Genomic DNA, 23,693 nt, shown 5'->3' on the forward strand with positions numbered 1-23,693 from the left:
TTGTGCCTGTTCCTGATCCAGCTCTGGCGCACGCCCGCCTGTCCGGCCCCGCTCAATTCGGCTTCTTAACGGACGACCAAGAATTGCCACATCTACGATTTAAACGGCCAGGTCGAACCGTTGATGGCTCGCCTGCCGGTTTTATATGCGCGCAATTGGCGTCAGGGCCACTTGTTCAAACCAGAGCCTAAGGGATTGAGGGAATCCCTTCGCAGTGGAAGCAACCGGATTGAGGATCCCGATTTGGCTCTATACTATGAAAAATTGCGGTTAATAACGCGCGGGGAACTTTTGTCCTTTGAGCGTCTCAAGACAATCTGGACCATGAACGTAGGAGGGTACAATAGATACCTAGACGCCTATGCCCATAGGCAAGAGACACACAAATAGGTCGTTCAAATCTGTGTCCTACCAATAGCTACAAATCAAGCTGCTTGTCCGGCGCGCTCGGCCTCCGATTTCCCGTAGCGGCCAATGACGGTTCGGAATGAAGAAAATGCAGGTCGCGGCCCCTGTGTCAAGCTGCAATGTGGAACTACTTGGGACCGGTTCGCTCAGGTAATTTGATCGCGTTCATCACGACTATGGCACTCGTGGGCGGGAGCTAGTAACTCTGCTATGATTAATATCTTCGACTACGCGATCGTTCACCCCGCAAGGGGAAAAACTCCAATTCTTCCGTTTGGCAAAATGGATGCCGAGTGGAACGCGGGCAAGGTCGCTACCTCTCGGCGTTTGATTGCTGCCTACAATGCAACGGTAGGACAACAATCTCAGCTGAAGCAGATCACAGACGATGACCTATGGTCCGCCCTAACGCGGGACAACTTTGGTGAGATGATGAGTTTTGTTCGTAGCGGCGACGCCGAAAGGCTGTCGCGCTACTTGGTCAATTTCGGCAAGGATTATACATGGTTCGGCGGAATCACGACGGGCGTCGACGGCTACAATCATTGGGATCCCAGCGAAGAGGCTGTGGCTTACACCTATTTCGACAAGCTGGTCTGTTTGGGCGAAGGCTTGGGTGTTCTATCGGTGGAGAACCCGGAGCAGGGAACAGGAGGAAATTGGGGGAAAAACATTCAATTGTCCCCCAGCGAGATAGTAGACACCATCGAAGCGCATCTGGGAATTAACATCCTCCCACCTGAAGGCATTATCCCCGTTGCTGGTCTTCGCGTCCGGAAGGGACTGTTACATTACCGCCACATTAACGCGCTCTATTTGGCCGTTCGCATCCGGGATCTAACCTCTCCTACCGATCGCATTTGCGAATTTGGCGGCGGTCTCGGTCTGGCGGCTCTCTATCTCAGTCGGCTAGGTCGTCCTGACGTGACGCTATTCGACATCCCGATCGTCAACATACTTTCCGGACACTTCTTGATCGAGGCGCTGGGCGAGGATGCAGTGTGCCTTGAAGGCGAGACGCCGAAGAGCGACGCGATCAAGGTGAGAGCAAACTGGAACTGCGCGGAGGAGCCCGGTGCAAGCTTTCGTCTGGCTGCTAACCAGGATTCATTTCCAGAAATCAATCGCCGCATCTTCGACGAATATGTCCGTGAAATTAGGCGCATAACGGTGGATTATTTTCTGAGCATCAATCACGAAGACGAGCACCCAATCACAGGTGGCGCGCAGCATCTTCATGTATCGAGGCTTCTTGGGTCGGAGCTGGGCTTCACGCGCCGTTACCGGGCTCCCTATTGGCTACGCAGGGGCTACGTGGAAGAACTTTATGGCCTCGAGACCTAGCGATTGCTCTCCTATTAGGCACCTTCATGCGTTGGTCGCCCGCAGATAATATTTCCGGGAGCCACCGGCGGTTATCGTGCGGATCCGATTGATCTCCCACGGCTTTGACCACGTGCGGTTTGCGACAGTTCCGGATTCGTACACCTTGGGACGCAGAGGTCGCGAAGCCCCGCCTTTTGTTGCGGTCAGCAGGGTTGCATGCGATAGGTCGATTCCAGAGCAGGGGAAACGCTGTTTGTACTCTCGGACGCACGAGCAAGGTTCGTCGCATTGAGCGAGCGCATCACATCATCAGCCGCCGCGCTAATCTTCACCTCATTTTGTGTTGTTGCGCTACCGCCTTGGCCGCCATTTGGACGGAACATTACCAATCTCGGCGACATGTCCGTCGACCTCGCGTTCATGCTCGCGGGTCCAACCTTGATGCATCAGCGTGCGCAATGGGGCCCCGATGTCGTCTTCACGTATGGTCCACTCGAATTGCTGGCGTCGTCGCCACTCTATCCAGCACAGATAGCTCCTCTGCTGACCTTTCGGCTTCTGTTTGCCGTCGCAACCGCTGCCCTCCTCTGCGTCATAGTTTGGCGATCGCTTCAGCATTGGATCGAGCGCTTGCTCGCGATCGCGCTGTTCGGGGTCAACGCATACCTATGGTTCATTGGTTGGGACGAGGCCCTTTGGATCGCCCCAGCGGTCTCCATCGGCATCCTGCAACTCACGGCAGTTGAGGACCGACCATTTCCAATCAACGCGCTGGTCTATTTCGCCACCTCGCTTTTGGGGGCTGCCGCCCTGGTGAAGTTTAGCCTTACGGCGATTTATCTCGGCATATTCGGCATATTGGCGCTGCAAGATATTCTGCAGCGACGTGTCCCGGGTCTGAGTTTGTGGTTTGGCGCCAGCGTACTCGCAGCATGGCTGCTGGCCGGCCAGAAACTAGCGAACTTTCCGACGTGGTTCGCATCATCGATCGACCTATCCCGAGGCTACAGCGACGCAATGTCAAAGGGATTCTGGATACCCTACAGTCCCGCTGTAGTAACCTTGATGTACGCTGCTGCGGCCCTGCTCGTACTCGCCCCGCTGCTGTCAAGACTGGAGCGGTCGAGTAAGATATTGCTCTGTACCATGGGGGCAGGCATAGCAGCTGTGAACATTCAGCATTCCTTCGGCGGCAACCAGATCGAACAATCCGCAATGGTTCTTATCATTGCTGCCCTCTTGTTCGGCGTCGCAACGGCCGGCTATGCTCGCCTTGCGGCGGTGCTTTGTGTTGTCGCCTGCAGCGCGGTTCTTTCCGTGACGAGCTTTTCAGCGCTCGATTTCCGCCGAGGTCCGCTTTTGATTCAATCACACATTGAGCACCTGAAGCGCGCATTGCTTGGCAGGTATGATTTCGAAATGCTCGGGATGCAGACCTTCAACGCTAATGTTCGTAAACTCACCGACCTTCCCGACAATATCTCCGGCACGGCCGACATCTATCCTCATAAAGCTGGTATCATCATTGCCTATCCACACTTGGTGTATCACCCGAGACCCGCTTTTCTCTCTCTTAACGCGCACACCGAACAGCTGTCGCGGCAGAACGCGGAATTCCTGCGCAAACCTGATGCGCCGGAATGGCTGTTGTTCGAGATCGACTCGGCCGAAAGGGTCAATAACAGATACCCTGCAACCGATGATGGCCCGTCCTGGCCAGAGATTTGGGCGCGCTATAGCTTTGAGATGAAGCGAAACGGATTGCTCGTCTATCATCGAAAGACGGAGCCGGATCGCATTGTGATTAGCCCAGTCAACCGGGCTAATGTATCCTTCGGCGAGCCGATTCCGATCGACCCAAGCGAAATGGTGTGGGCAACGATTGACTTGAAGCGAAGCTGGCTCGGAAATGTGGTGTCGCTCTTCTACAAGGCGCCGCAGGTAATGGTCGACTTGAAGTATTTGGATGGATCCCGCGCTTCATACCAAATCGTTCCAGCCCTCGGTCGAAGCGGGTTTCTGCTATCGCCAACGATCGATACAACATCGGGTTTTGCCTCGCGATCCGGCAAAATTGCGAAGTCGGTCGCTCTTCGGATTGAGGGTGGCAACAGTTGGGCTTATCAGCCGCAGTCAGAGGTGACCTTATCAGCGCTTGCCATAAAGGATGACTCTAAGGGAATGACCCGTGGATCTCCATAGCCGAACTACGCCGATCGCTTGACGCTAAATCAGCTCAGCGCGGGCTCATGTTTTGTGCCAACGAGTTAGAAATTAGAAACTTAGTTTTTTGAAGATGGACCAAGGTAGCCGGTGAATCGCAAAGGCGACTCCCGCCCAAAATCTCGGAAAGAAACGCGCTCCAAGGTCATTATGAGTATTCGCCACTACATAACTTGCAACTCGCGCAGGCGATACGACTGGGAACAGCAGACGCTGGCCGAACGATTGTTGGGTTTCGACGTAGCCAAGACGAAAGAACTGAACCAGCACGCCGCTACCGACGGTGAGATGGCGCAGGCTTTCAAAGTAGCTTTCCAACCCCCGCTTCGCAGCGGAATAAACCACGTTGGCCTTCCTGCCGCGAACGGCGGCGATCGAACCGAAACCGACAATGCGTGCATGCTTTTGTCGCAAAAGCCGCGGCAAGAAGTGCGCCGTGATTGCCATCACGACGGTTAGGTTGGAGTTCACTATTCTCAGCGTGTCCTGCGTGTTCAAAAGCCCGAGGTCATCCCGCCGCGATGCTCCGATCGGAAAATAAAGCCCGTTGATCTCGCCGAACTCCGAAGCGGCCGCGGCGATCTGATCCACACAGACGGGAGGGACGCTGGCATCGGTGACGACCGTTCGCACCTCGACGCCGTGGACCAATCGAAGATGGGCGGCGAGCGCGTCAAGGTCCTGTGCATCGCTTGCCACTAGGAGCAGCGCCGTGCCACGCGCCGCAAGTGCTTCGGACAGCGCGCGTCCCACGCCCGCGGATGCACCAATCACGAGCGCCGTCACAGGCCTAGCCTTTCGGATAGATCGGAACGAAACAGGCGTTTTGGATCGAAGGCATGGAGCGTGTCGCGGAAACGATCGGCTCCGCCATAACAGGTATCGATCACAGCGCGGGGCAAGCGCGAATCCTTGATGATGTTGGGCAGGCCGCCAAGCGCCATCACCCGTTCATCGAGAAAAGCCATGAACTGATCGGCGGCTGCACCAGCCGACATATTCAAAGCGAGGCAAACGCCTGCCCCGGTAAATCGCAGCAATTCCCGCGTCCCGACAAATGCCTTTGCTGACGACAGCGTGATCGGCAGAGGCTGGGCACGGACGCAGGTGCGGACCGACTCGACGTAGTCCTCAATCGCGTCGTCGGGCAGGATCGCCTGATACTCGCGAAAACCCTTTGCGCCGAACAGTTGAAAATACAACTGCGTCTTATGAGCCGGAAACAGCGCATCCTGCAACGAGACGACCTGCCCCTGCAATAGCTGCTTTTGCCGACGCCGGAACTCCAGGTTGAGGGCACGTGCTGAGAACGCATTCATCAGGGGAACCGGCCAGCGCCCGCGGTTCTTGGACGACAGCATCGGCGGCTCGGCATCCGAAGCAGTCGATGCGCCCTCGTCGACGAACCTGCCCTCAAAAATATAGCCGCTTCCAAAACCGGGCTTTGACGATGCCATATCATGCCAAGTATAGGCGAAGTCGGCGTCGCGCGTAGCGAGCCGCAGGCGATCGAACCCTTCTGCGGCGTCGGCAAACGGCACGGCGAGCATTTGGACCCACGCCGTTGGCGCTGTTGAGGCGCGCAGCCGTGCCCGGATGATGTGTCCGGTGAGACCGTACCCACCGCAGGTCAGCCGAAACAGGTCCGGATCTTTCTGCGGCGAGAGCTCAAGCATCCCGTGAGCCGGGTGCAACAAGGTAATCAACTCGACCTGATTGATAAACGTGCCGTCGCGACTCTGGTTCTTGCCATGGACATCGGCGGCAATGCATCCTCCGACCGAAATTCGGCCATGCCCCGGCTGGATGGGCAGATAAAGCCCGCGCGCAGACAGGAAGCGGTGTAGCGCGAACAGCGAGATGCCCGTCTCGACCTCAACGACGTGGCGTGCGGAATCGAAATCCGTGACTCGATCGAACGATCGGTGCGAGACCGACAAACCACCTTGCAGAAAGCTTGCCGCCGCATAAGAAAGCCCAGAGCCTCGCGAAATTCGCGGCGTTTCCGCCAAGCCGCTCCGCCAATAGCGATAACGGTCAGGCTGCTGCAGTTGCCCCCGCGCACGGACGCGGCCGTCGAAGCTAACGAAATCGTGGTCTGCCCGCGGAGCGGCGGATGGCCTGGACGACGAGACCTGGTCACTCGGGATAGTCACCGCGACGACGGCTTCAACGTGTTTAGCTTGGACGGCACGCCCCAGAAGGCCATCGGCTCGTAATCGGGATAGGGAAAGTGACGGCGGCGGAGTTCAATCTCGCTTGATCGCGAGATCCGATGTTGCGACACAAGATCCAATACCGATATCGGCGCCCCACTGCAGCAATTGATCACGCCGTCGCAGACCAGTGGATTCTCAAGAGCCAATGCGAAGTTCGCGGCGACAGCGTTGATTGGTAGATAGTCGCGCAGCTGGTCGCCGGCCGACATGTTGAAAAATGCCGCGTCTTCGTCAATTGCGCGGTCGAGCTGCGCGAGCACGCTATTTGGGTTTTGCCCCTCGCCATACATATAGAACAGCCGCATCCATTGCAGGGTGAACGGCTTTGGCTGCTGCAAGAACTGCAGCGATTTCCGCAGAGAGTCCTTAGCAAAACCATAGGCCGTGATCGGCGCGGTCGCGCCTTGTTCGGTCAGCGGCCCATACTGCATGCCATATTCAAGGCAGGTTCCCGCCACCATGATTTGCGACACACCCGCATCCACGGCTGCTTCCAGAAACGCTAAGTCAGCAGGAAGATTGCGGCCGAGGTGAAAGAAGTCGCGATAGTTCGGCAGACCGGGCCAGGCCAGATGGATCAGCGCATCCGGCTGAGATTCACCCGAAAGCGTCGGCCGGAAGTCGCGATGAAGGTCACACGAGATAAAGTGGACCTGCGTGAACCACGGTAGCGATCGCGCCTTTTCGGCATTGCGGGCGACAGCGGCGACGGAATGACCTCGGGCCAACAGCGCGCTGACAACGTGCCGCCCAACGAACCCGGTTGCGCCCGTCACCAAGACCTTCATGGAAGAACCTTGAGTTCCGGAACGGCTATGACGAACTTGCTGCCTGATGCCAGAAGCTGCTGCTGCTGCTGCACGACCTCGTCGGCGATGTTCCAGGGGAAGATGACCACCCAATCGGGCCTGACCTTCGCAAGCTGGGACGGCGGCAGGATCGCGAGGTGATTGCCCGGCATATAGCTGCCCTGCTTGGAGGCCGCGGCATCGCACACGAAACTCACGAGATCATGTTTGACCCCCGCATAGTTCATCAGCGTATTGCCCTTCGCCGCGGCACCATACGCAGCCACCGATTTGCCTGCGCGCTTTTGGGTAATCAGAAATTCAAGGAAGTCATCCTTGACCTTGTCCGCCTTACGCTGAAATCCTTTGTAGATGGCCAGGTCACGCAAGCCATAGGCCTTCTCTTTTTCCAGCATATCCATCACAACAGGCTGGTTTTTTCGCGGATCGCTTTCGTGGCATCCGTAGATGCGCAGGCTTCCGCCGTGCGTCGGCAGTTCTTCGAGATCGAAAATGCGCAGTCCTGACCTTGCAAATATGTGGACGACGGCGGTCAGCGAGAGATAAGAAAAATGCTCATGATAGACCGTATCGAATTGATTGAGCCTGATCAGGTTCATCAGATGCGGGAACTCGAGGTTGATGGTGCCCCCCTGCTTCAGCGCGATCCGAAGGCCGTCCGTGAAGTCATTGATGTCAGGCACGTGCGCGTAGACGTTATTACCGCAGATCAGGTCGGCGCGCTTGCCCCCTTCCGCCAGCTCCGTCGCGGTCGCCTCTCCGAAGAACTTGCGCAGCACCGGCACGCCGATTTTTTCTGCAGCGTCGGCGGTACTGCTGGTCGGCTCAACCCCTAGGCATGGGATGTCCGCCGCAACGAAGTTCTTCAGCAGATAGCCATCATTGGAGGCAACCTCGATCACGAAACTGTCACGGTTCAGCTTCAGGATTTCAGTGATCTTCTGCACGTAATGCGCCGCGTGCTGCAGCCAGCTGCGGGAGGTTGAGGAAAAATACGCATAATCGCGCGAAAACAATTCGTCGGCCGCCGCATAGTCCTCGGTCTGGACTAGCCAGCAATTGTCGCAAACATAGAGCCGCAGCGGAAACGTCATTTCCGGCGCGCGCAGTTGACTAGCCGACAGATAGGCGTTCGACGGCGGCGCGTGACCAAGATCGAGAAAAACGTGTTCGAGCTCGTGATGGCAATGACGGCATTTCATACGACGATTCCTTCGAAATTCCTGTCAAGAAGCCGATGTTGGAGGTCCCTGTCGGACAGATCGGTCGGCCCCAACGGCCAATCCACGCCAATCATCGGATCATCAAAACGGATAGCGCCTTCTGCTTTGGAGGCATAGAACTCGGTATGCAGATAGAGCAGTTCGGAATCCGGCTCTAGCACCTGGAAGCCATGCGCACATCCTTCGGGGATGACCAAGGCGCGTCGATTGTCCGGCGAGAGTTCCAGTGACGTCCATTTCCGGAACGTCGCCGATCCCTTGCGCAAATCGACGGCCACGTCGAACACGCGACCGCGGAGGCAGCGGACGATCTTCATTTCAGCATGTGGCGCATTTTGATAGTGCAGTCCCCTGAGCGCGCCGACGCGACGGGTGATCGAATGATTGATCTGAACGATCGACCGTGATCCGATGATGCCTTGTTGCTCGCGCGAGCAGAACAGACGGGAGAACGCCCCACGCGGATCTTGGTGGGCCGCGCTCTCCGCAACCCAGACACCCTCGATGCCGGTCTGCTCGAGCTTCATGAAGCCGAACCCTCGGCCCACGCCAACTCGCGGGCACTGGCGCGCGCAACATAGCGATCGAGTTGCTCACGGCTGATAACGTCGCTTCGTTCGAGCCAGACCCGATACCACTCAGCGGTGGCTGTTACTCCTTCGTCGAAAGTCCATACCGGCTGCCAGTGCATGCGCTGACGGGCCTTGTCGCTATCGACCTGAAGCAGATGCGCTTCGTGGGCCTGGACCTGACTAGCGTCGTACCATTCCGCAGCCGGCCATTGCCGCTTGATCGCGTCGAGGACCTGCCGAACCTGGCGGTTGCCTTCCCGATCGGGCCCGAAATTCCAGGCCTCGGCAAAGGTGGGATCGCGTTCGATCAATTTTTGTCCGAGCATGAGATAACCCGAGAGGCATTCGAGAACATGCTGCCAGGGTCGCGTCGCCGTCGGTGATCTGATCTCCACCGGCCTGCCGTGCCGGATCGAGCGCACCAGATCCGGAATCAAACGATCTTCGGACCAGTCGCCGCCGCCGATCACATTACCGGCGCGCGCCGTGGCCAGCAGTGGGGCGTCGGGCGCGTTGAAGAATGAATTCCGGTAGCTTGCTGCAACAAGCTCGCTGCCGGCTTTGGACGCACTGTAGGGATCGTGTCCTCCCAGCCGGTCCGTCTCGCGATAGCCCCAGACCCACTCGTTGTTTTCGTAGCACTTGTCGGTGGTCACGACGACAATCGCAGCAAGGCGCTCCGCCTCGCGGCATGCGTCGAGCACATTGGCCGTGCCCATCACGTTGACGGCCCAGGTCTCCAGTGGACTGCGGTAGGAACGCCGTACCAGTGGTTGGGCGGCCATGTGGAACACAACATCCGGATCTGTCTTGCGGATCCGATCGCGCAGCAATTGTTCGTCGCGAATATCGATGAAGTGGGACTCGATGTCTAGATTCAGCAGGCCGAAATGGTGGGGATTGGTCTCCGGCGGAAGCGCTATTCCCGTCACCTTCGCGCCCAAAGCCTTGAGCCATAGCGCCAGCCAGCTTCCCTTGAAGCCGGTGTGTCCGGTCACCAGCACATGGCGGCCCTTGTAGATATCGCCGAACATCGTCACCAACACTTCCAGGGGGCCTTCCCTGACGACCACAATTCCTCAAGATGACTCTTGTCACGAAGCGTGTCCATCGCCTGCCAGAAACCACTGTGGCGATAGGCTGATAATTGGCCCTCGGCAGCCAGCCGCTGCAATGGCTTCTGCTCCCATACCGTCTCGTCACCGTCGAGATAGGACAGCACGCCGGGCTCGAGCACGAAAAACCCGCCATTGATCCAGGCGCCGTCGCCCGCCGGCTTTTCCTGGAAATGGTGGACCGCTTCGTTCTCAATGTGGAGCGCGCCGTAGCGACCGGGGGGCTGGATCGCGGTCACGGTCGCCAGCCGTCCAGCGTCGCGATGCTTGGCGATGAGAGCCGAAATATCAAGGTCCGCGACACCATCGCCATAGGTGAAGCAGAACGATTCATTGCCGATATACGGCGCGACCCGCTTCAGCCGACCGCCGGTCATGGTAAGTTCGCCGGTATCAACCAGCGTCACGCGCCAGGGCTCGGCGAACTTCTCATGGATCTCCATGCTATTCTCACGCATGCTAAACGTGACATTGGACATGTGCAGGAAGTAATTGGAGAAGTACTCTTTGATGACGTAGCCTTTGTAGCCAAGACAAACCACGAAATCATTGATCCCGTGATGCGAGTACATTTTCATGATGTGCCAAAGAATCGGCTTCCCGCCGATTTCAATCATCGGCTTCGGCTTAAGGTGCGACTCTTCGCTGATACGGGTGCCCAAACCACCGGCGAGAATGATCGCTTTCATCTTGTCTCTCACTCAATTCGAGAACGGAATTGCCCTTTCGGCTCGGCAGCTCGAGAGCGACGCGCGCCCGGATGCATGGACCAGAAAAGCCCCCGCTTTTATCAGGAAAATGCTCAGAACCCCATACCGACAGGCTTGGCGAAAATCAAGGAAATCTGGGCCTTAAACCCTCGCCGCCCCAGGAGAGGCAGAGGCCGGCGCCGCGCGAAATCGCGACGGGAGGTACTCACGAGCCCCCGGGGGGCGCAGTTCTCGTTCACGACGCTACGACAATCGCGAAAATCAGCGGTTCGGACAGCCTGAACCTTCAAGACAGCGAACGTTAACTGGAACAAGACGATCTCGGACGAATCTTCGATTCTTGGTGTCCAAGTTGGTGTGCAAGTTGAACTACGACAGCCCGTGCCAGCTCGGATCAAAGAGGCTGGCCGATGCCATGGTCAAGCTCACCGGGCACGAGAGTCTGTCGGGCGAAGGTGCGCCGGCGGCCGGCCGAAAACGGTCTCAAGCCTGGCAAGGATATGTGGTGCATTCCTCGGATCAACGGGGAATATGTTGCCCGCATTGAAGGCGTGCTCGACCTCTATGCCGAAGCGCGCCATCCCAAGCGGCCGGTGGTCTGCTTCGACGAGAGCCCGGTGCAGCTGATCGGCAGGTCCTCCAACCGATCCCGGCCGAGCCGGGCCAGATCGAGCGCTAAACCGCCGCAACGGTACCGTCAATCTCTTCGTCTGCATCGACGTGCATTGGCCCTGGCGCAAGGTCAAGGTCACCGAGCGGCGGACGGCCGAAGACTACGCCCATTGGATGCGCGAGCTCGTCGATGTCCACTATCCTGATGCCGCGTGCATCCGGGTCGTACAGGACAACCTGTCGACGCACTCGGCCGGCGCCCTCTATGAGGCATTCCCGCCCGCCGAAGCCCGGCGAATTCTGCGCCGCCTGGAGTTCCACTACACCCCGCCAGCTGGCTCAACATGGTCGAGATCAAGATCGGCGTGCTCCGCGGCCAATGCCTGGATCGCAGAATCGACGACCCCACGCGCCTCATCAGCGAAATCGCCGCATGGGAGAAACAACGAAATGCGCACGCCATCAAACGGATGTTCACAACCAGCCCGCGCCAAAATGGGCCGAGCCTATCCGTCACGTTCCAAAGAGTCACAATCACTGTGCCGAGGTACTAGCTAACCAGAAGAGCCCCCCGGCTCTGCCGGGGAGGCAGTAAAGGTTTGACATTTACGGCGGTCGCCCATCGCCAAGACTTTCGGCGCCGCCGCCGGGGCAACGCCGCGCTGGTGACCGCCTTCGCGGGCATTCCCTGGCAAACGGCGGCGGTGATCGTCGGAGTGCTGGCCGTGGCGGGGCTCGTGCGCCTTCTCGGCGGCCGACGGCGTCTCTTTCATCAGTTTGTCGGCGGGCACGATGCGGCTGACGAGGCCGGAGCGTTCGGCCTGCGCGGCGTCCGGTGAGACAGAGGTCCATCGCTTTCGACTTGCCGATCGCGCGCGTCAGGCGCAGCGTGCCGCCGATGCCGGGGCCCTGGTGATAGCGGACGTGGTTACCCGCACGAAACGATCTCCTCGACATACCCGCGGCGCATCCAATAGGGGTACGCCTTACGTGAGTGCGTCCGATTGTTCGGCAAAGTTGTCCAACCGTGAAGTGCTTGAACTCGTGATTAATGGAAAGTATCTTTCCGACTCTTGGCGAGAGAGGCTCTCAACTATTGTCCTGCTGTCGTAGCGTCCATTTCTGTTAGTGAGTCGACATCAACAATAAGAGAATACTGCGGGTCATCGCCGAACAGATCGGGCCTTTTATCTTCACGCTAGCGGTTCTTCGTGTCTCGCCGTGCAGGGCCACTGCGTGAGCGCCGAGAGTGCTGCCTAGGAAGCAACCTGGTGACACGTTCGTCAAAGGCAGGTCGATAATGGTATAACGACCAACGCCCATCTTCATAACGTAATAGGCAGTGCGGCCGAGACCGGCGCCAATTTCAAGGACTGAAGCGCTGCTTGGAAGTTCGTCGAGATTGTCGACGATACGCCACGCCTGATACGACGCTTGGATCGCCCTATAGTTCGCAACACCGCGGCTAGTCTTCAGCCCGATCTCGCCACGATAGAGGTTCGAGAAGTCGATCTTGAAGCCCAACCTTTCATCAAGTTCGTTCAGGAGCGTTTCAACGTCTGGCGCCTCGTCAATTCTACGCCAGCCTCGGGGTACTCTACTCGCCTCCTGATCCCCAGAGCCCGCGCAGTATGGAGCAAATTGTCGTAGCAGAGTCGATGCTACCATTCGCGCCAATGCGACAATTCATTGCTTGGCGAATCTCGCGCATGGATGCTTTCAAACCCGTAGAATAGATGATTTGATCCGGGGTCGCGTAGCATGGCCGAAATATCTTCGGCGCCTCCTTGCAGCAACGTTTTTTACTCTGACCCATTGAGGTCGGAAATCTCCTTGAGCCATTGGCTTTCGTTTCCGCCTAAATCAACCCCGACCGTCTTCCTGAAGGCTTCGTGATACGGTCAACAAGCTTCGCGCCGCCCTCCTCCGAATTTTTTCTCGACGACTACGATCTCCCCACCGACGCGGCGGGGGATCGTGATGCAATATGCGCCTCTGAATCCGTCTATTGTGGAAGTCGTCTATTGTTTGGAGGCAATCTCGGCCATCACCCGAGCCTCCATCTGCTCCTTGTCCTAAAGCAGCCGATAGTGGCGCCCCCAGTAAGAGATTTCTGATTTTCCAGATCAAATTCATCATGCTCAGTTGATGTTGAAGGTCGATGGCGTAGAACCTACCGCAATTGCCTTGGCGCATCTTATAGGGTCGGTTTGGGGGATTTTCAATTTTTGTGGCTGGGTGTTGCGGATGCAAAACGTGCGAGATTGGTGACGTGGGCTGTGAGCCAAGCGACGACACCATCGCCATCGCCATCGGTGAAGCAGAATGATTCATCGCCGATATACGGCGCGACCCGCTTCAGCCGACCGCCGGTCATAGTGAGTACGCCGGTATCAAACCAGCGTCACGCGCCAGGGCTCGGCGAACTTCTCATGGATCTCCATGCTATTCTCACGCATGCTAAACGTGACATCGGACATGTGCGGGAAGTAATTGGAGAAGTACTCCTTGATGACGTAGCCTTTGTAGCCAAGGCAGATCACGAAATCATCGATCCCGTAATGCGAGTACATTTTCATGATGTGCCAAAGAATTGGCTTACCGCCGATCTCAATCATCGGCTTCGGCTCGAGGTGGGACTCTTCGCTAATAGCGGGCCGAGGCCGGAGCAGTGATTCTGTTCTCGAATTGAGTGAGAGACAAAATGAAAGCGATCATTCTCGCCGGTGGTTTGGGCACCCTCAGAGCGACTGCCCCCCAGGAAACGTCACTTTTATCAGGAGCATGTCCAAAATCCCATACCGGCACGCATAGCGGAAATCAAGAAGATCTGCCCCGTTCTCGCTACGACACCAAGACGGCACGCTGGGCGTGCGTGAAGCGGCGGTTCACTACATAGTTTGGCCGCCCGAGGCCATTCTTGTAAGACCGCGCCACGTACAGCGCTGTGAATGCCGCCGTGAATCCGAAATACGTGCAACCGCACAGAACGTTCAGCAGCAGCAGCCACGGGCTTTCGGCTAATATGTACGCAGCTCCCAATACAGCCGTGAGCAGCAGCCACAATGGCAGCGCGTAAATTGGCAGGCGCAGGGGCAGCGTCGTCGACGACAGGATGCCAGCGATCGCAAAAATCGTCATTCCAACGAAATTGTAGTTTGTCTTCCCCGCGATGCGGCGTTGCCGCTTGTAAGGCAGGCCGATCCGCTTGAAGCCGACCCGCGAGATCGACGCACGGATGAACGGGAACGAGCTGTGGTCGTTTACAATGGCATCGCGCACTTCGGAAGTAAGCAGCGAGAACTCGGCCATGTACAGGATGATGTCCTCGTCCGCCAGCGATCGGACGACATGGTAGAACAACTTGCGCAGCATCTTGACTGGCCGCGCTTCCTCGCGATCCACGCGCGCACCATAAACGATATCGAAGCCCTTCTCGTAATAGCTGACGAAATCCAGCAGCATTTCCGGCGGGTCTTCACAATCGACGTCGATGAAGGCGATGACGTCGCCGTGCGCATTGCGCAGTCCACATTCCAGCGAGCGCTGGTAGCCGACATTGGCGCTCAACGTGATCACATAGACGAAATCATATTGCGCGCGCAGCTTGCCGATTTCGGCATAAGTTCCGTCGGCAGATGCGTTGTTGAGGAACAGCAGCTCGACGCGGTAACGCGCCGCCAGCAGCTCGATTACCGGCAGCGCCCGCGCGAAGAATAGCGGAACAACCTTTTCCTCGTTATAAACAGGACAGACAATAGTCATACGCGGCAACTGCCGATCGTCGTTCACTTCGCATACTCCGTTGTCAATTCCATGACCAAACGTCCGCGCTGCGCATCGTCATCGTCTGATAGCACCACTGCCTGACCGCTGCCCTCCACAGGCTCATAGAGCGGCAACCCAAGAGCGGCCACGTCCTCGCCAGCGCCCGAGAAGGTCAATTCATATGTACGCCCCTTGCTGCCTGCGACATAAGGGAGCTTTAGGCTCACGGTCGCCCAGTCCCGCGCGCCAGCCGCATCGACGTCACCACGCGCGATCGGCTGCTGGCCTCCGACTTCCGACAGTTCCCATGTCACGATGCCCTTTGTGGCCTTGCCGTTCGGCGTGACAAATTTGAAGGAGAGCCGTTTTAGGCCATCGTCGGTTGCAACGAAGCGTTGTTTGACCGTTCGCCGGGCCGACAAATAGACGGGCTTGTCGAAGTTGCCTACCGGAGATTGCGCCTTGACATAGGCCCGATTGCCGTAGGGACCCAGTTCGAGTAACTGAAGTTCGCGTTTTAAATAGGTTACTGCTTCTGGATCAGGATGTATGAAGCGATCCTCAGGAACCGGATGGAGCCCCCAGACATAGGCCTGCGCCAGTTCCCGGTTGAAGTCGTGTGCGTTAGCATAGACCCGCCATGCCCGGCCGTAGCTCACAAATGCTGCGGCGATAAGAATTCCCGCCAGCGTAAAGACGATCCGGCGCGCAAGCATCGGATGAGCCCATTCGTCCCACCATCGGTGCGCCAGACCGGCGCCGACGTAGTAGACCTGTCCGAGCATCAGATATGTACCAAAGATCGTGTAGCGGCTGGCATTGCCGTTGGCCACACCGAATTCGTCAAAAGCGGCTCGCGCCCAGCCGGTCGCAACGGCCGACAGTATTGCATAACCTCCGAAGCCAAACAGAACCATCGCTGCCGGATTGCGCTTGCGCAGCCGCGGGAGCGCGTCAAGGCTCAGCGCAGCGCCGGTCGCCAGCAGGATGCAGCTGCAGACCACGTTAGCCGCGATCGACAGCGGGAGGTGAAACATATCGCGATAGGAAAACCAGAGCAGTCCGCTGAGCGGCGCGCCAAGATAAGCCAGAGAGAATTCCAGCAGTTGCAAAACGCTCGGATGCGTTGGACTGCTGTCCATTTTTATGCCCGGCAAATAACAAGCCGACGCAACCAGCAGATTGACGACCCAGAAAACTGCGAATCGGTCCGGCCGCATCAACTTCGCTGCGGAGAGCTGGAACGTGACGATGATGGCGATGAAGGCAAAGAAGCCGTTGGTCAGCGTAAAGGCTGCCAACCAGCAACTGGCCGCGGCGACGATGTGACCGCTCCAGATCTTCGGTCGGGTAAACACGATCAAGAAGCTGAGCGCAATGAAGAAGTTGGTGGCGTCAAGCTGAAACATCATCGACCACCAGTGATTATTGTGGCCGACCGGCGAAAACACGATCAGCGAAACGATCAGCAGCGTGACCGCAAACACCTCGTTCGCCTCACCAACCAGCCGGCGCGCCAGCCAGACGAAACAGGCAAACGTCCCATACATCGACAGGTAGAGGTAGATGTATTCAGAGCGGATATCCCAGTCGGTCGCGACGGCGTTGATTAGCATCACCAGCCGATAGACGAACGGCCTGGTGTGATTGTGAGGCGCCCAAAGACTAGAGAAATGAAAGTTGCCCTCTCGCCACTCGGCAATCCAATGGATCAGTTCGGTATGATCCCAGAAAGGCACCGTAATCGCCGAATACTGAATCGCCAACAGCAGATAGACCGCCGGAATGGCTGCGAGCAGTATGAGCAGCGAATTGCGTGTCTTCGGCGATACCAAGGGCGTCTGTTGTCCGGTCATCAGTCAACGGTCCAATTGAGCGGCACGCATCGGCCCGTCCGACCGAAATTACGCGGGATTGTCTGATCCGTGCCACGTCCAATGCTCGTACAGCTTCTTACCTGCTGGCAACATCGTCTCGAAAGCACGCGTTCGATTATCTGATACAAGGATGTTCTCTTGCGCGCCAGATCGGAAAGTCTTGCTGCTCGACCACTCAGAGGAATGGTATGCCCTAGCATCATCGCCAACGACAACGGCATGCAGGCCCCGCTGCACAATGCTGTTCGTCATGCTTGTATGGCCGCTCTCGAATTCAAGGCAATCTTCCTTGGTCCCAAGCGTCGGTGGTAGCACTTCCAGAAACACTGGCCGTCGCATCATGAAGGCGTTAGTGCGAATGTGGGGGTTGGGAAATGAAGGTAATTTAGCATAGATAGCGCCTCGCTTCGCGCATACGATCTCGAAGTGATCTTCGACCTCCTGACGGCTCGGCGGCCTTAGAGCGAACAGCTTGAGCGCCAGCACCCGTCCGGCAGGTCGTCGGGCCCGCCTATACAGCGATGGCGGCCGTCGTGCCAGCCAGTGCGGAGCAAACCTGAGGATCTCGTGGCCCCATCGCTCGACGATCAGCGGATCATAAGGGATACCTTGCACGCAAAGCCAGACGGCCTTTGACATGCTCTTCATGCTCTCACGGACGCTTTCCAGTGACGCAGTTGCACGGGCAATGCCGATATCGGCCCACGAGGCGTGATCATGGAGCTTTCGCAGCCAGCCGTCTGATTCGATCTCGGAAAAAGTGTTCAAAAAGCAGAGATAATCGTGCGGCAGCGCTTCTGCGGCCATCTTGTAAGCTGTGATGTCGAAGCCTTCATCGCTCATGGTGATCGATCGATGCTCAATCTGCTTGCAAATCGCTTTTTGCGGGGAACCGGCGGGATCTTCATTGAAAGCCTTTCCAGACAATCACCAGGTCATGGGCGATGCCGACTGGGCGGCGCTTATAGGAATCGATGAACTTGCTAACCCGCGCGACGCCTTCTGCGCACCTCGCTAGGTACACGACAGCGATTTTCGGCTGGACCGCGGCGGCAACACCCAATGACATGAGCAGCTTCCACTTTCACCCGCAATTTGCGGCAACCTTACCGCGTAAAGCGAACCCAAACACGCTTCCGTCATCCATTCGTCCCCGTAATTGAGAGCTGTTCCGGATCTAAGCCGCGCCCGGTTTTCGCGCGAAGATCGGGCAGCGGTCGAGCTGCCACCTGCGTCGCTCTGGACCGGTCAACCTTCCAAGCGAGCGACATGCGTCGGACGATCAAAGAACGAAATTACGCGACATGCCATAGCGGACAAGCGCGCGGGGAGCGGTTGAGTTTTCTGCCGGCAGCCGCGCCGTGCACTGCAACACTGCCAGCGCGCGACCACGGATCAGGGGCGAGAAACCGACGGTCCAGCCGGCCGCTGAAAGTCTCTCGCAAAGCTGCCACACGAACGACGCCTGATTTGCTCCCGTAGTCAGCGGCCACAGTCCCACCTGTTTAAGGGCCGAAACACGGAAAAACGCTAGAGCCGCGCCGGGTAGGTCGACACCTTGAGTCTTCAATGCCAGCGCATACGGCCCGCCGTTGGTGGCGGCGCGGCCCATCCAGGGCGCCTCCAGTTCACCGTTCACGTTTCTCATGTAGCAACCGTCAATGATGACGTTGTCTGCGTTGACGACATTGCCGCCAAGCACGCCCACGCCCGGGTGCAGTTCAAACAGGCGTGTCGCTTCAATGAAGACGCTTCGGCTGTCAATGGACACGCCATTGCTGGCGAACACCATAATCGCATCCTGACCACAAGATAACTGACGGTCTGCTAACGCGTCGCCATACCAAATAAGCTCGGACAGATCGTGTGGTCGCCGCGCGATATAGAGCTCGCGCGCACCGCGGCTCTCGGGCCAGTCGGCAATCTCGAAATTCTGCGGCTTCGCGCAGCGCGCAATATGTCTCGCAAGAATATGTCTGACCGAATCAAGCTGGCGCGCATCACCTTCGGAATTATTGGTGGTCGAGCCGCTGTGCTGCCGCCAATGATACAGAATCTCGGGAATATGTTCGATCCGGCCGCCCCTGTCGGCGATGCGAGACACGCTATCCCAATCTTGGCACCAGCTTGCCGCCGCGTCGCTGTAGACCCCGGCCGCAATCGCGGCTTCGCGTTTCATGGCGCAGAGATGCCAGATGGTCGAATTGTCTAGCGATAGCAACGGATCGTAGGCTCCCCGCAAATAAGGCTGGGCCGGACGGCCGGCGACGAGCGTGTCCTCATCCGAAAACAGGAAGTCGGGATGGCCCTTCACCTCAATCTGGTGCGCCAAGATCTGAATGGCATCATCTGTGATCAGATCATCAGCATCGACCGGAACGACGTAGTCGCCGGTAGATGCCTCGAGGCCTCTGCGAAGTGCCGCAACAATCCCGATGGCTTCGGGCTCGACAAGCACTTGCCCGCCCCAATCGCTTTCGGCGCGCTGGTGGATCGTCGTCAGCGCAGCCTCGGTCATCTGGCCATTCACGATCAGCAACCATTGCGAAGGCTTCAGAGTCTGCCGGCCGATCGCCCGCGCTAATTGGTCGAGTAAATCAAGGTCACTGCCATGGTAAATTGGCGTCACGATTGAGATCGTCGCCGGGCTGGCCGGCGTCGGGTAGCGCGCGTGGCGGGACCTTAAGTCACTTGTCAGCCAGTCTTGATACGATAGCGTGCGCGCCTGCAAGACTCGCAGGTGATTGAGGCGCTCCTGTTCAGAAACAGGTGCGTAGGCGGTCTCGGGGGTCAATCCGAGTCGTGGTGAGTAGAATCGCGTCTCAGGGATCAGTGACCAGAAGCGTGACAACCAACGCGCCGTCCCGCTCCCGGAAACAACCGCAGCGTCGGCTCTCTCCACACGCGCGCGCATGAACGGCGAATAGAGCACCCTCTTACCTGCCTCCGCCGCCATTGCCCCCAGCCAGGGGCCGAGCATTCCAATCGCGACGGCTTCGCGCTGCAGTTCACCCAGACACTGCTTCAGAAAGGATGTCCTGACGACGCAATGCGCCGTCGAAACCGCCGAAACCGTATGCGCCTTCCACATCCGCGCGCCGTAGCCAGGATCGGTCAGCGCGCGCCCCTGATCCGGACAACCGCAGCCATCGCCGTAGCCAAACACGCGCGGACCATCCACGATTGCGGAGCTGTCATCCAGCATGCCGCCAACCATCACTGCATCGGCGAACAATTCAAGCAGCCCCATGGCGTCCCAGCGCCACTCGTCATCGAGCGGCAAAACGCCGTGCCATTGCAGATGGACGAGATCGGTGCCGATTCTGTCGACTGCATTGGCGAGATCGGCGACGTTTCCACGCTCCAGCACGATGGCAGTTACGTCCGGGAACGCGTCAGCCGTACCATTCGCCGCGCCAATCAGGATCGTCTGAATCGATTGCGCATGCGATCGCTCTCGCCGGAACCACCAGTCAACATTGTATTTGAACAGCGGGCTGTTCATGAGCCCGATATTCGTTGCGCCGGAGCGATCAAGAAATCTCTGCAGCGTCCGCCGGTGGGACTCAGTAATGTAGGACTTCGATTCGATGTTTCCGGACGTCGATGCCGTATGCACGCGCCAACTGTAAAGCACTTCCGGAACATGTTTTGGCCTTTTGCCGGCGAGCATGAAACGGATAAAGCTGTCCCAATCGTGGCAGCCTTCGGCAGAGCTGTCGCTGTATAAGCCAAGCTGAATTGCCAGTTCGCGATCGATGGCGCAAAGATGCGCTATGTAACACGAGTGCACGAACAGCACCGGATCCCAGTCCGGCTTAAAGTACGGCGAATGAAACCGTCCCGCGTCCAGCTTGTCTTCGTCGGTAAAGAGCAGCGCTGGATAATTGTTATCCTCGATGAAGCGAGTGAGAACGTGGACGCAATCGGGCTCGATCAGATCGTCGGAGTCCAGCGGCAGAATATAACGCCCGGACGCCCGTTCGAGGCAGTACCGCATTCCGCCGATGATACCGAGATTGCTCTCGACGCGTTCGAGCCGCACGCCCGGATGTCGTGCGAGCCTCACAAGGGTGCGGCGGGTGCCCTCCTCTGTGGAGCCGTTGTCGAGGATCAGCCATTCGAAACGCATTCCCCCGTCCTGAAGAAAAACGCTGTTGCCAAGCTCTTCGAGGAATCGGGGATCGGTGTTGTAGGCGGTGGTTACAAAGGAAAGCAGGCCGGGCGTCTGATGGTACATTCCATCCCGGCGACGACGGGCGAGACTCGTCTTGCGGTAGGCCTCGTAGTCGCTCTTCGCCACCGACGGCAGGCCCGGCGCCACCGACTGCGCGGTTTCCAGCGCAGGCTCGCGCATCCCTTCTAGGCGCGTAAGCAATTCCGTGACGATTCCATTGAGGCTCTGATCCCAGTCCGTGGGCAATGCGATCGCGCCCGAGGGATCGTAACTCGGCAGCCCGCAATTGATCCGCCCTGCTGCGTTCTCGATAGCCTGCGCGACGCTTTCGGCATTCGGCTCGGCAACGATAATATTCGGGGACAACGCCCGCATGCGCTCCGCCGTCTTTACCGAGAAGCTGTTGGTGACGACCAGCTTGCCCGACGCAGCCATTTCCAGCGGCGGATAGCTCGGATGCGGTGACAGCATCAGCGACAGCATGAGATCGGCCGTGCGCACGCGTCCAGCATATTCATCGAATCCCATCCATGGCAGCGGATTGAGCATGACGCCTTCGCCGAGTGCAATCGGCGGAATGTTTTCGCCCATCGCCCAGACTTCCCAATTGTTCTTGTCGATCGCGCCGGAGGCGACTGCACAACGCAACGCGACCAGCCCAAGTTCGAACAGGTTGCGGCGGGCGATGTTGGGGCGAGCGTAGAACAGCAGCACCTTCTTTTTGGAGTGAGAGGGGACGGGAAAATAATGGCCGCGATCCAGGGCGGGATTGAACCATAGCGCATCGGCCGCAAATGCCGGGTCTGCAAAGCGCCCAGCACCTTCCCGGACCAAATGGTCGAGCAGAAGTCGGGTATTGATCACTGGGATATGCGGCAGTCCATAGGTTTCGAGTGCACGGGCCTGAAAAGTGGAGCCTTCGTGAAGAATCGGCTCGAAATCCTGAATCAGGTAAACGAAGGTCTTGTTGGCAGTATTGGCGACCGCGTATTTCGCGATCTGGGCGGTCCACCAGGCAGTTGCGAAAAATACATCGCAGATGCCGATCGGGATCGGTCTGGTGCGGTCGAATCCATCGACGATCTCAATGCAGTCCCTGGCGATCGGCCGGTTCAATAGCCGCTCCATGTAGGGGAATAACGCGGCCTCTTCACCCTCCAGCGACGCGTCGCAGGCGATCAGTCGGATGCGCTCGCCGCGCTCCGCCAGCATGGACGCGACCAGCAGGGCGGTATTGGGACCGCCGGACATGTGCTTGAGGCGGAGACCTGGCAACAGCACATTGACGGAGGGGCGAACGGCGAGGTCGTCGGCCACCTCGAAATTCAGCGGGAGACTTAGGTGGTAGCCCGGCACTTGCGAAAGAGCCTCGACGTCCGAGACTGGCGCAGATTCGGACGCGGCGATCTCTAAACTGAGCAAGCTCGAATGCGGGTCGAGTGAACTGATCAGCCCGCGATCACGCACATATTGCGCGATGGCGCGGCCCAATTGAGTGTGCCTCATGTGCTGTCGATAAAAAGCGATACCGTGTCGCAAGACGAACTTACGAAGACGCTCGGTGGTCGTCGAATTACTCCTCGAAAAGGCGCGCCGGAGCGACTTCACGCCTGCGCTGAGTATCCGACGAAGATTGCCGGTCCATGGCGCGTCGGACGCCAGACTTCGCATGCGAATTACTACAAGCCGCGGGATCGCCATCATTCGCCAACTGATCGATCTGCGAATGTCGTCGAGCTCGCGAATTAACTGGTCGTTTCTCTGCTTCAGACCCTCGAGCTCGCGAATTAGCTGGTCGTTTCTCTGCTTCAGACCCAAAATGATCTCGGCTGACGCGGCAAGGTCGCGCTCTATCTCCATGAACGACTCGTCGGGCGGCGCGGATCGATTGGTCCAAATATTCTTGCTTTCGTCGAACGCCGCATCCGGTTGGTACGAAACACCGTCCCATTCCTTGTTGAGCGGAAACACCAACTCCAAGGTGCCGGAAAGGACGCGCAGACCCAGGCCATTCTTGCCGGCGGGCGATTTCCTCACCACGCACATCGAATTGATGAATTCGACCGAATGAACTAACGCCAGACTTTCTTCGGCCAGCTCGCAACCATATTTGCCCAAGATGCCGCGCAGAATTTCGCCACGGGCCTTGGGCACCCCCCAATGCTCATGGTTGATGACATCCGCAAGGCGCTTGAAAAACGTGATCGAGGAATAGGGGTAGTAGAGACCGCCTTCGTACGCACCCCAGTAGCTGCAATGCAGATCCTCGGCGATGAAGATTCCGCCTTCCGCAAGGTGCGGAAAATACAGCGCGAAAGTCTTGACGATGTCGCTGGACAGATGAGATCCGTCATCGATCACGATGTCGAACTGTCCGGAGCGCTGCAGTATTAGCTGCTGGGTCTGCCGATCGTTCGCATCGCCAACAACGACACCGATGCGCGGATCATCATATGTCAGGCGCTCGCAATCCGGATTGATGTCGCAGCCGATAATGGCTTGCGCCTTTGGAAAGAATTGCGACCAGAGCTCGAGCGAACCGCCGTTCTGGACACCGATCTCGAGCAGCCGGACCGGACGATCCCACATCGACGCGAACAGGCGGTCATATTCATCGAGATAGAGCGACCACTTGTCGGACATCTTTCCAGCGT

The 23,693-nt window shown here is 57.9% G+C and carries 14 protein-coding genes and 3 pseudogenes; 3 read left to right on the forward strand and 14 right to left on the reverse strand.

Annotated features, from left to right (window positions below; all coding sequences use genetic code 11):
• Positions 1-618 precede the first annotated feature (618 nt).
• Together AC0L30_RS33490 and AC0L30_RS33495 are read left to right on the forward strand one after the other, a co-directional pair.
• A complete protein-coding gene (locus tag AC0L30_RS33490) occupies positions 619-1,752 on the forward strand; it encodes a hypothetical protein (RefSeq protein ID WP_007601946.1) in 1,134 nt (377 codons plus the stop codon).
• 270 nt (positions 1,753-2,022) lie between these two features.
• Positions 2,023-3,936, forward strand: a complete 1,914-nt coding sequence (locus AC0L30_RS33495; protein ID WP_157158675.1) for a hypothetical protein — start codon at positions 2,023-2,025, stop codon at positions 3,934-3,936.
• 72 nt (positions 3,937-4,008) lie between these two features.
• Here AC0L30_RS33495 and AC0L30_RS33500 read toward each other — a convergent pair whose 3' ends face one another.
• The 7 genes from AC0L30_RS33500 to rfbF form a co-directional block, all read right to left on the reverse strand.
• A complete protein-coding gene (locus AC0L30_RS33500) occupies positions 4,009-4,743 on the reverse strand; it encodes an SDR family NAD(P)-dependent oxidoreductase (protein WP_007601944.1) in 735 nt (244 codons plus the stop codon).
• Positions 4,740-5,969, reverse strand: coding sequence for an FAD-binding oxidoreductase (locus AC0L30_RS33505; RefSeq protein WP_245286038.1), 1,230 nt, complete (start codon positions 5,967-5,969; stop codon positions 4,740-4,742). The genes AC0L30_RS33500 and AC0L30_RS33505 overlap by 4 nt, the downstream gene beginning before the upstream one ends.
• Positions 5,970-6,109: 140 nt before the next feature.
• Entirely contained in the window at positions 6,110-6,964 is an 855-nt protein-coding gene (locus AC0L30_RS33510) for an NAD-dependent epimerase/dehydratase family protein (RefSeq protein WP_007601942.1), read from the reverse strand.
• Positions 6,961-8,187, reverse strand: coding sequence for a class I SAM-dependent methyltransferase (locus AC0L30_RS33515; protein WP_007601941.1), 1,227 nt, complete (start codon positions 8,185-8,187; stop codon positions 6,961-6,963). Before AC0L30_RS33515 ends, AC0L30_RS33510 begins: the two co-directional genes overlap by 4 nt.
• The gene (gene rfbC, locus AC0L30_RS33520) at positions 8,184-8,735 is read right to left on the reverse strand and encodes a dTDP-4-dehydrorhamnose 3,5-epimerase (protein ID WP_007601940.1); all 552 of its coding nucleotides are present in this window, start codon (positions 8,733-8,735) and stop codon (positions 8,184-8,186) included. Before rfbC ends, AC0L30_RS33515 begins: the two co-directional genes overlap by 4 nt.
• Entirely contained in the window at positions 8,732-9,814 is a 1,083-nt protein-coding gene (rfbG, locus tag AC0L30_RS33525) for a CDP-glucose 4,6-dehydratase (protein ID WP_198288327.1), read from the reverse strand. The genes rfbC and rfbG overlap by 4 nt, the downstream gene beginning before the upstream one ends.
• 2 nt (positions 9,815-9,816) lie before the next feature.
• The gene (rfbF, locus tag AC0L30_RS33530; RefSeq protein WP_007601938.1) at positions 9,817-10,584 is read right to left on the reverse strand and encodes a glucose-1-phosphate cytidylyltransferase; all 768 of its coding nucleotides are present in this window, start codon (positions 10,582-10,584) and stop codon (positions 9,817-9,819) included.
• A 424-nt stretch (positions 10,585-11,008) separates the two neighbouring features.
• On the opposite strand from rfbF, the pseudogene AC0L30_RS33535 reads away from it, so the two are divergent.
• A pseudogene (locus tag AC0L30_RS33535) lies at positions 11,009-11,775 on the forward strand (IS630 family transposase); the annotation flags it as partial.
• 185 nt (positions 11,776-11,960) lie between these two features.
• Here the strand turns inward: AC0L30_RS33535 and AC0L30_RS33540 are convergent.
• The 7 genes and pseudogenes from AC0L30_RS33540 to AC0L30_RS33570 all read right to left on the reverse strand — a co-directional run.
• Positions 11,961-12,123, reverse strand: a pseudogene (locus AC0L30_RS33540) (enoyl-CoA hydratase-related protein); the annotation flags it as partial.
• A gap of 219 nt (positions 12,124-12,342) precedes the next feature.
• Complete coding sequence (locus AC0L30_RS33545; protein ID WP_157158674.1) at positions 12,343-12,741, reverse strand: class I SAM-dependent methyltransferase; 399 nt, start codon at positions 12,739-12,741, stop codon at positions 12,343-12,345.
• Between the two features lie 778 nt (positions 12,742-13,519).
• Positions 13,520-13,835: pseudogene (locus AC0L30_RS33550) on the reverse strand (glycosyltransferase family protein); the annotation flags it as partial.
• 226 nt (positions 13,836-14,061) lie between these two features.
• Entirely contained in the window at positions 14,062-15,009 is a 948-nt protein-coding gene (locus AC0L30_RS33555) for a glycosyltransferase family 2 protein (RefSeq protein WP_007601936.1), read from the reverse strand.
• Positions 15,006-16,841: a hypothetical protein gene (locus AC0L30_RS33560; RefSeq protein WP_007601935.1), complete on the reverse strand. Its 1,836-nt coding sequence runs from the start codon at positions 16,839-16,841 to the stop codon at positions 15,006-15,008. Before AC0L30_RS33560 ends, AC0L30_RS33555 begins: the two co-directional genes overlap by 4 nt.
• A 48-nt stretch (positions 16,842-16,889) precedes the next feature.
• Positions 16,890-17,789: a hypothetical protein gene (locus tag AC0L30_RS33565; RefSeq protein ID WP_245286037.1), complete on the reverse strand. Its 900-nt coding sequence runs from the start codon at positions 17,787-17,789 to the stop codon at positions 16,890-16,892.
• Positions 17,790-18,144: 355 nt separating this feature from the next.
• Positions 18,145-23,682, reverse strand: a complete 5,538-nt coding sequence (locus tag AC0L30_RS33570) for a rhamnosyltransferase WsaF family glycosyltransferase (protein ID WP_157158759.1) — start codon at positions 23,680-23,682, stop codon at positions 18,145-18,147.
• Positions 23,683-23,693 lie beyond the last annotated feature (11 nt).

The sequence above is a fragment of the Bradyrhizobium sp. MI1.11 genome (assembly GCF_055811255.1).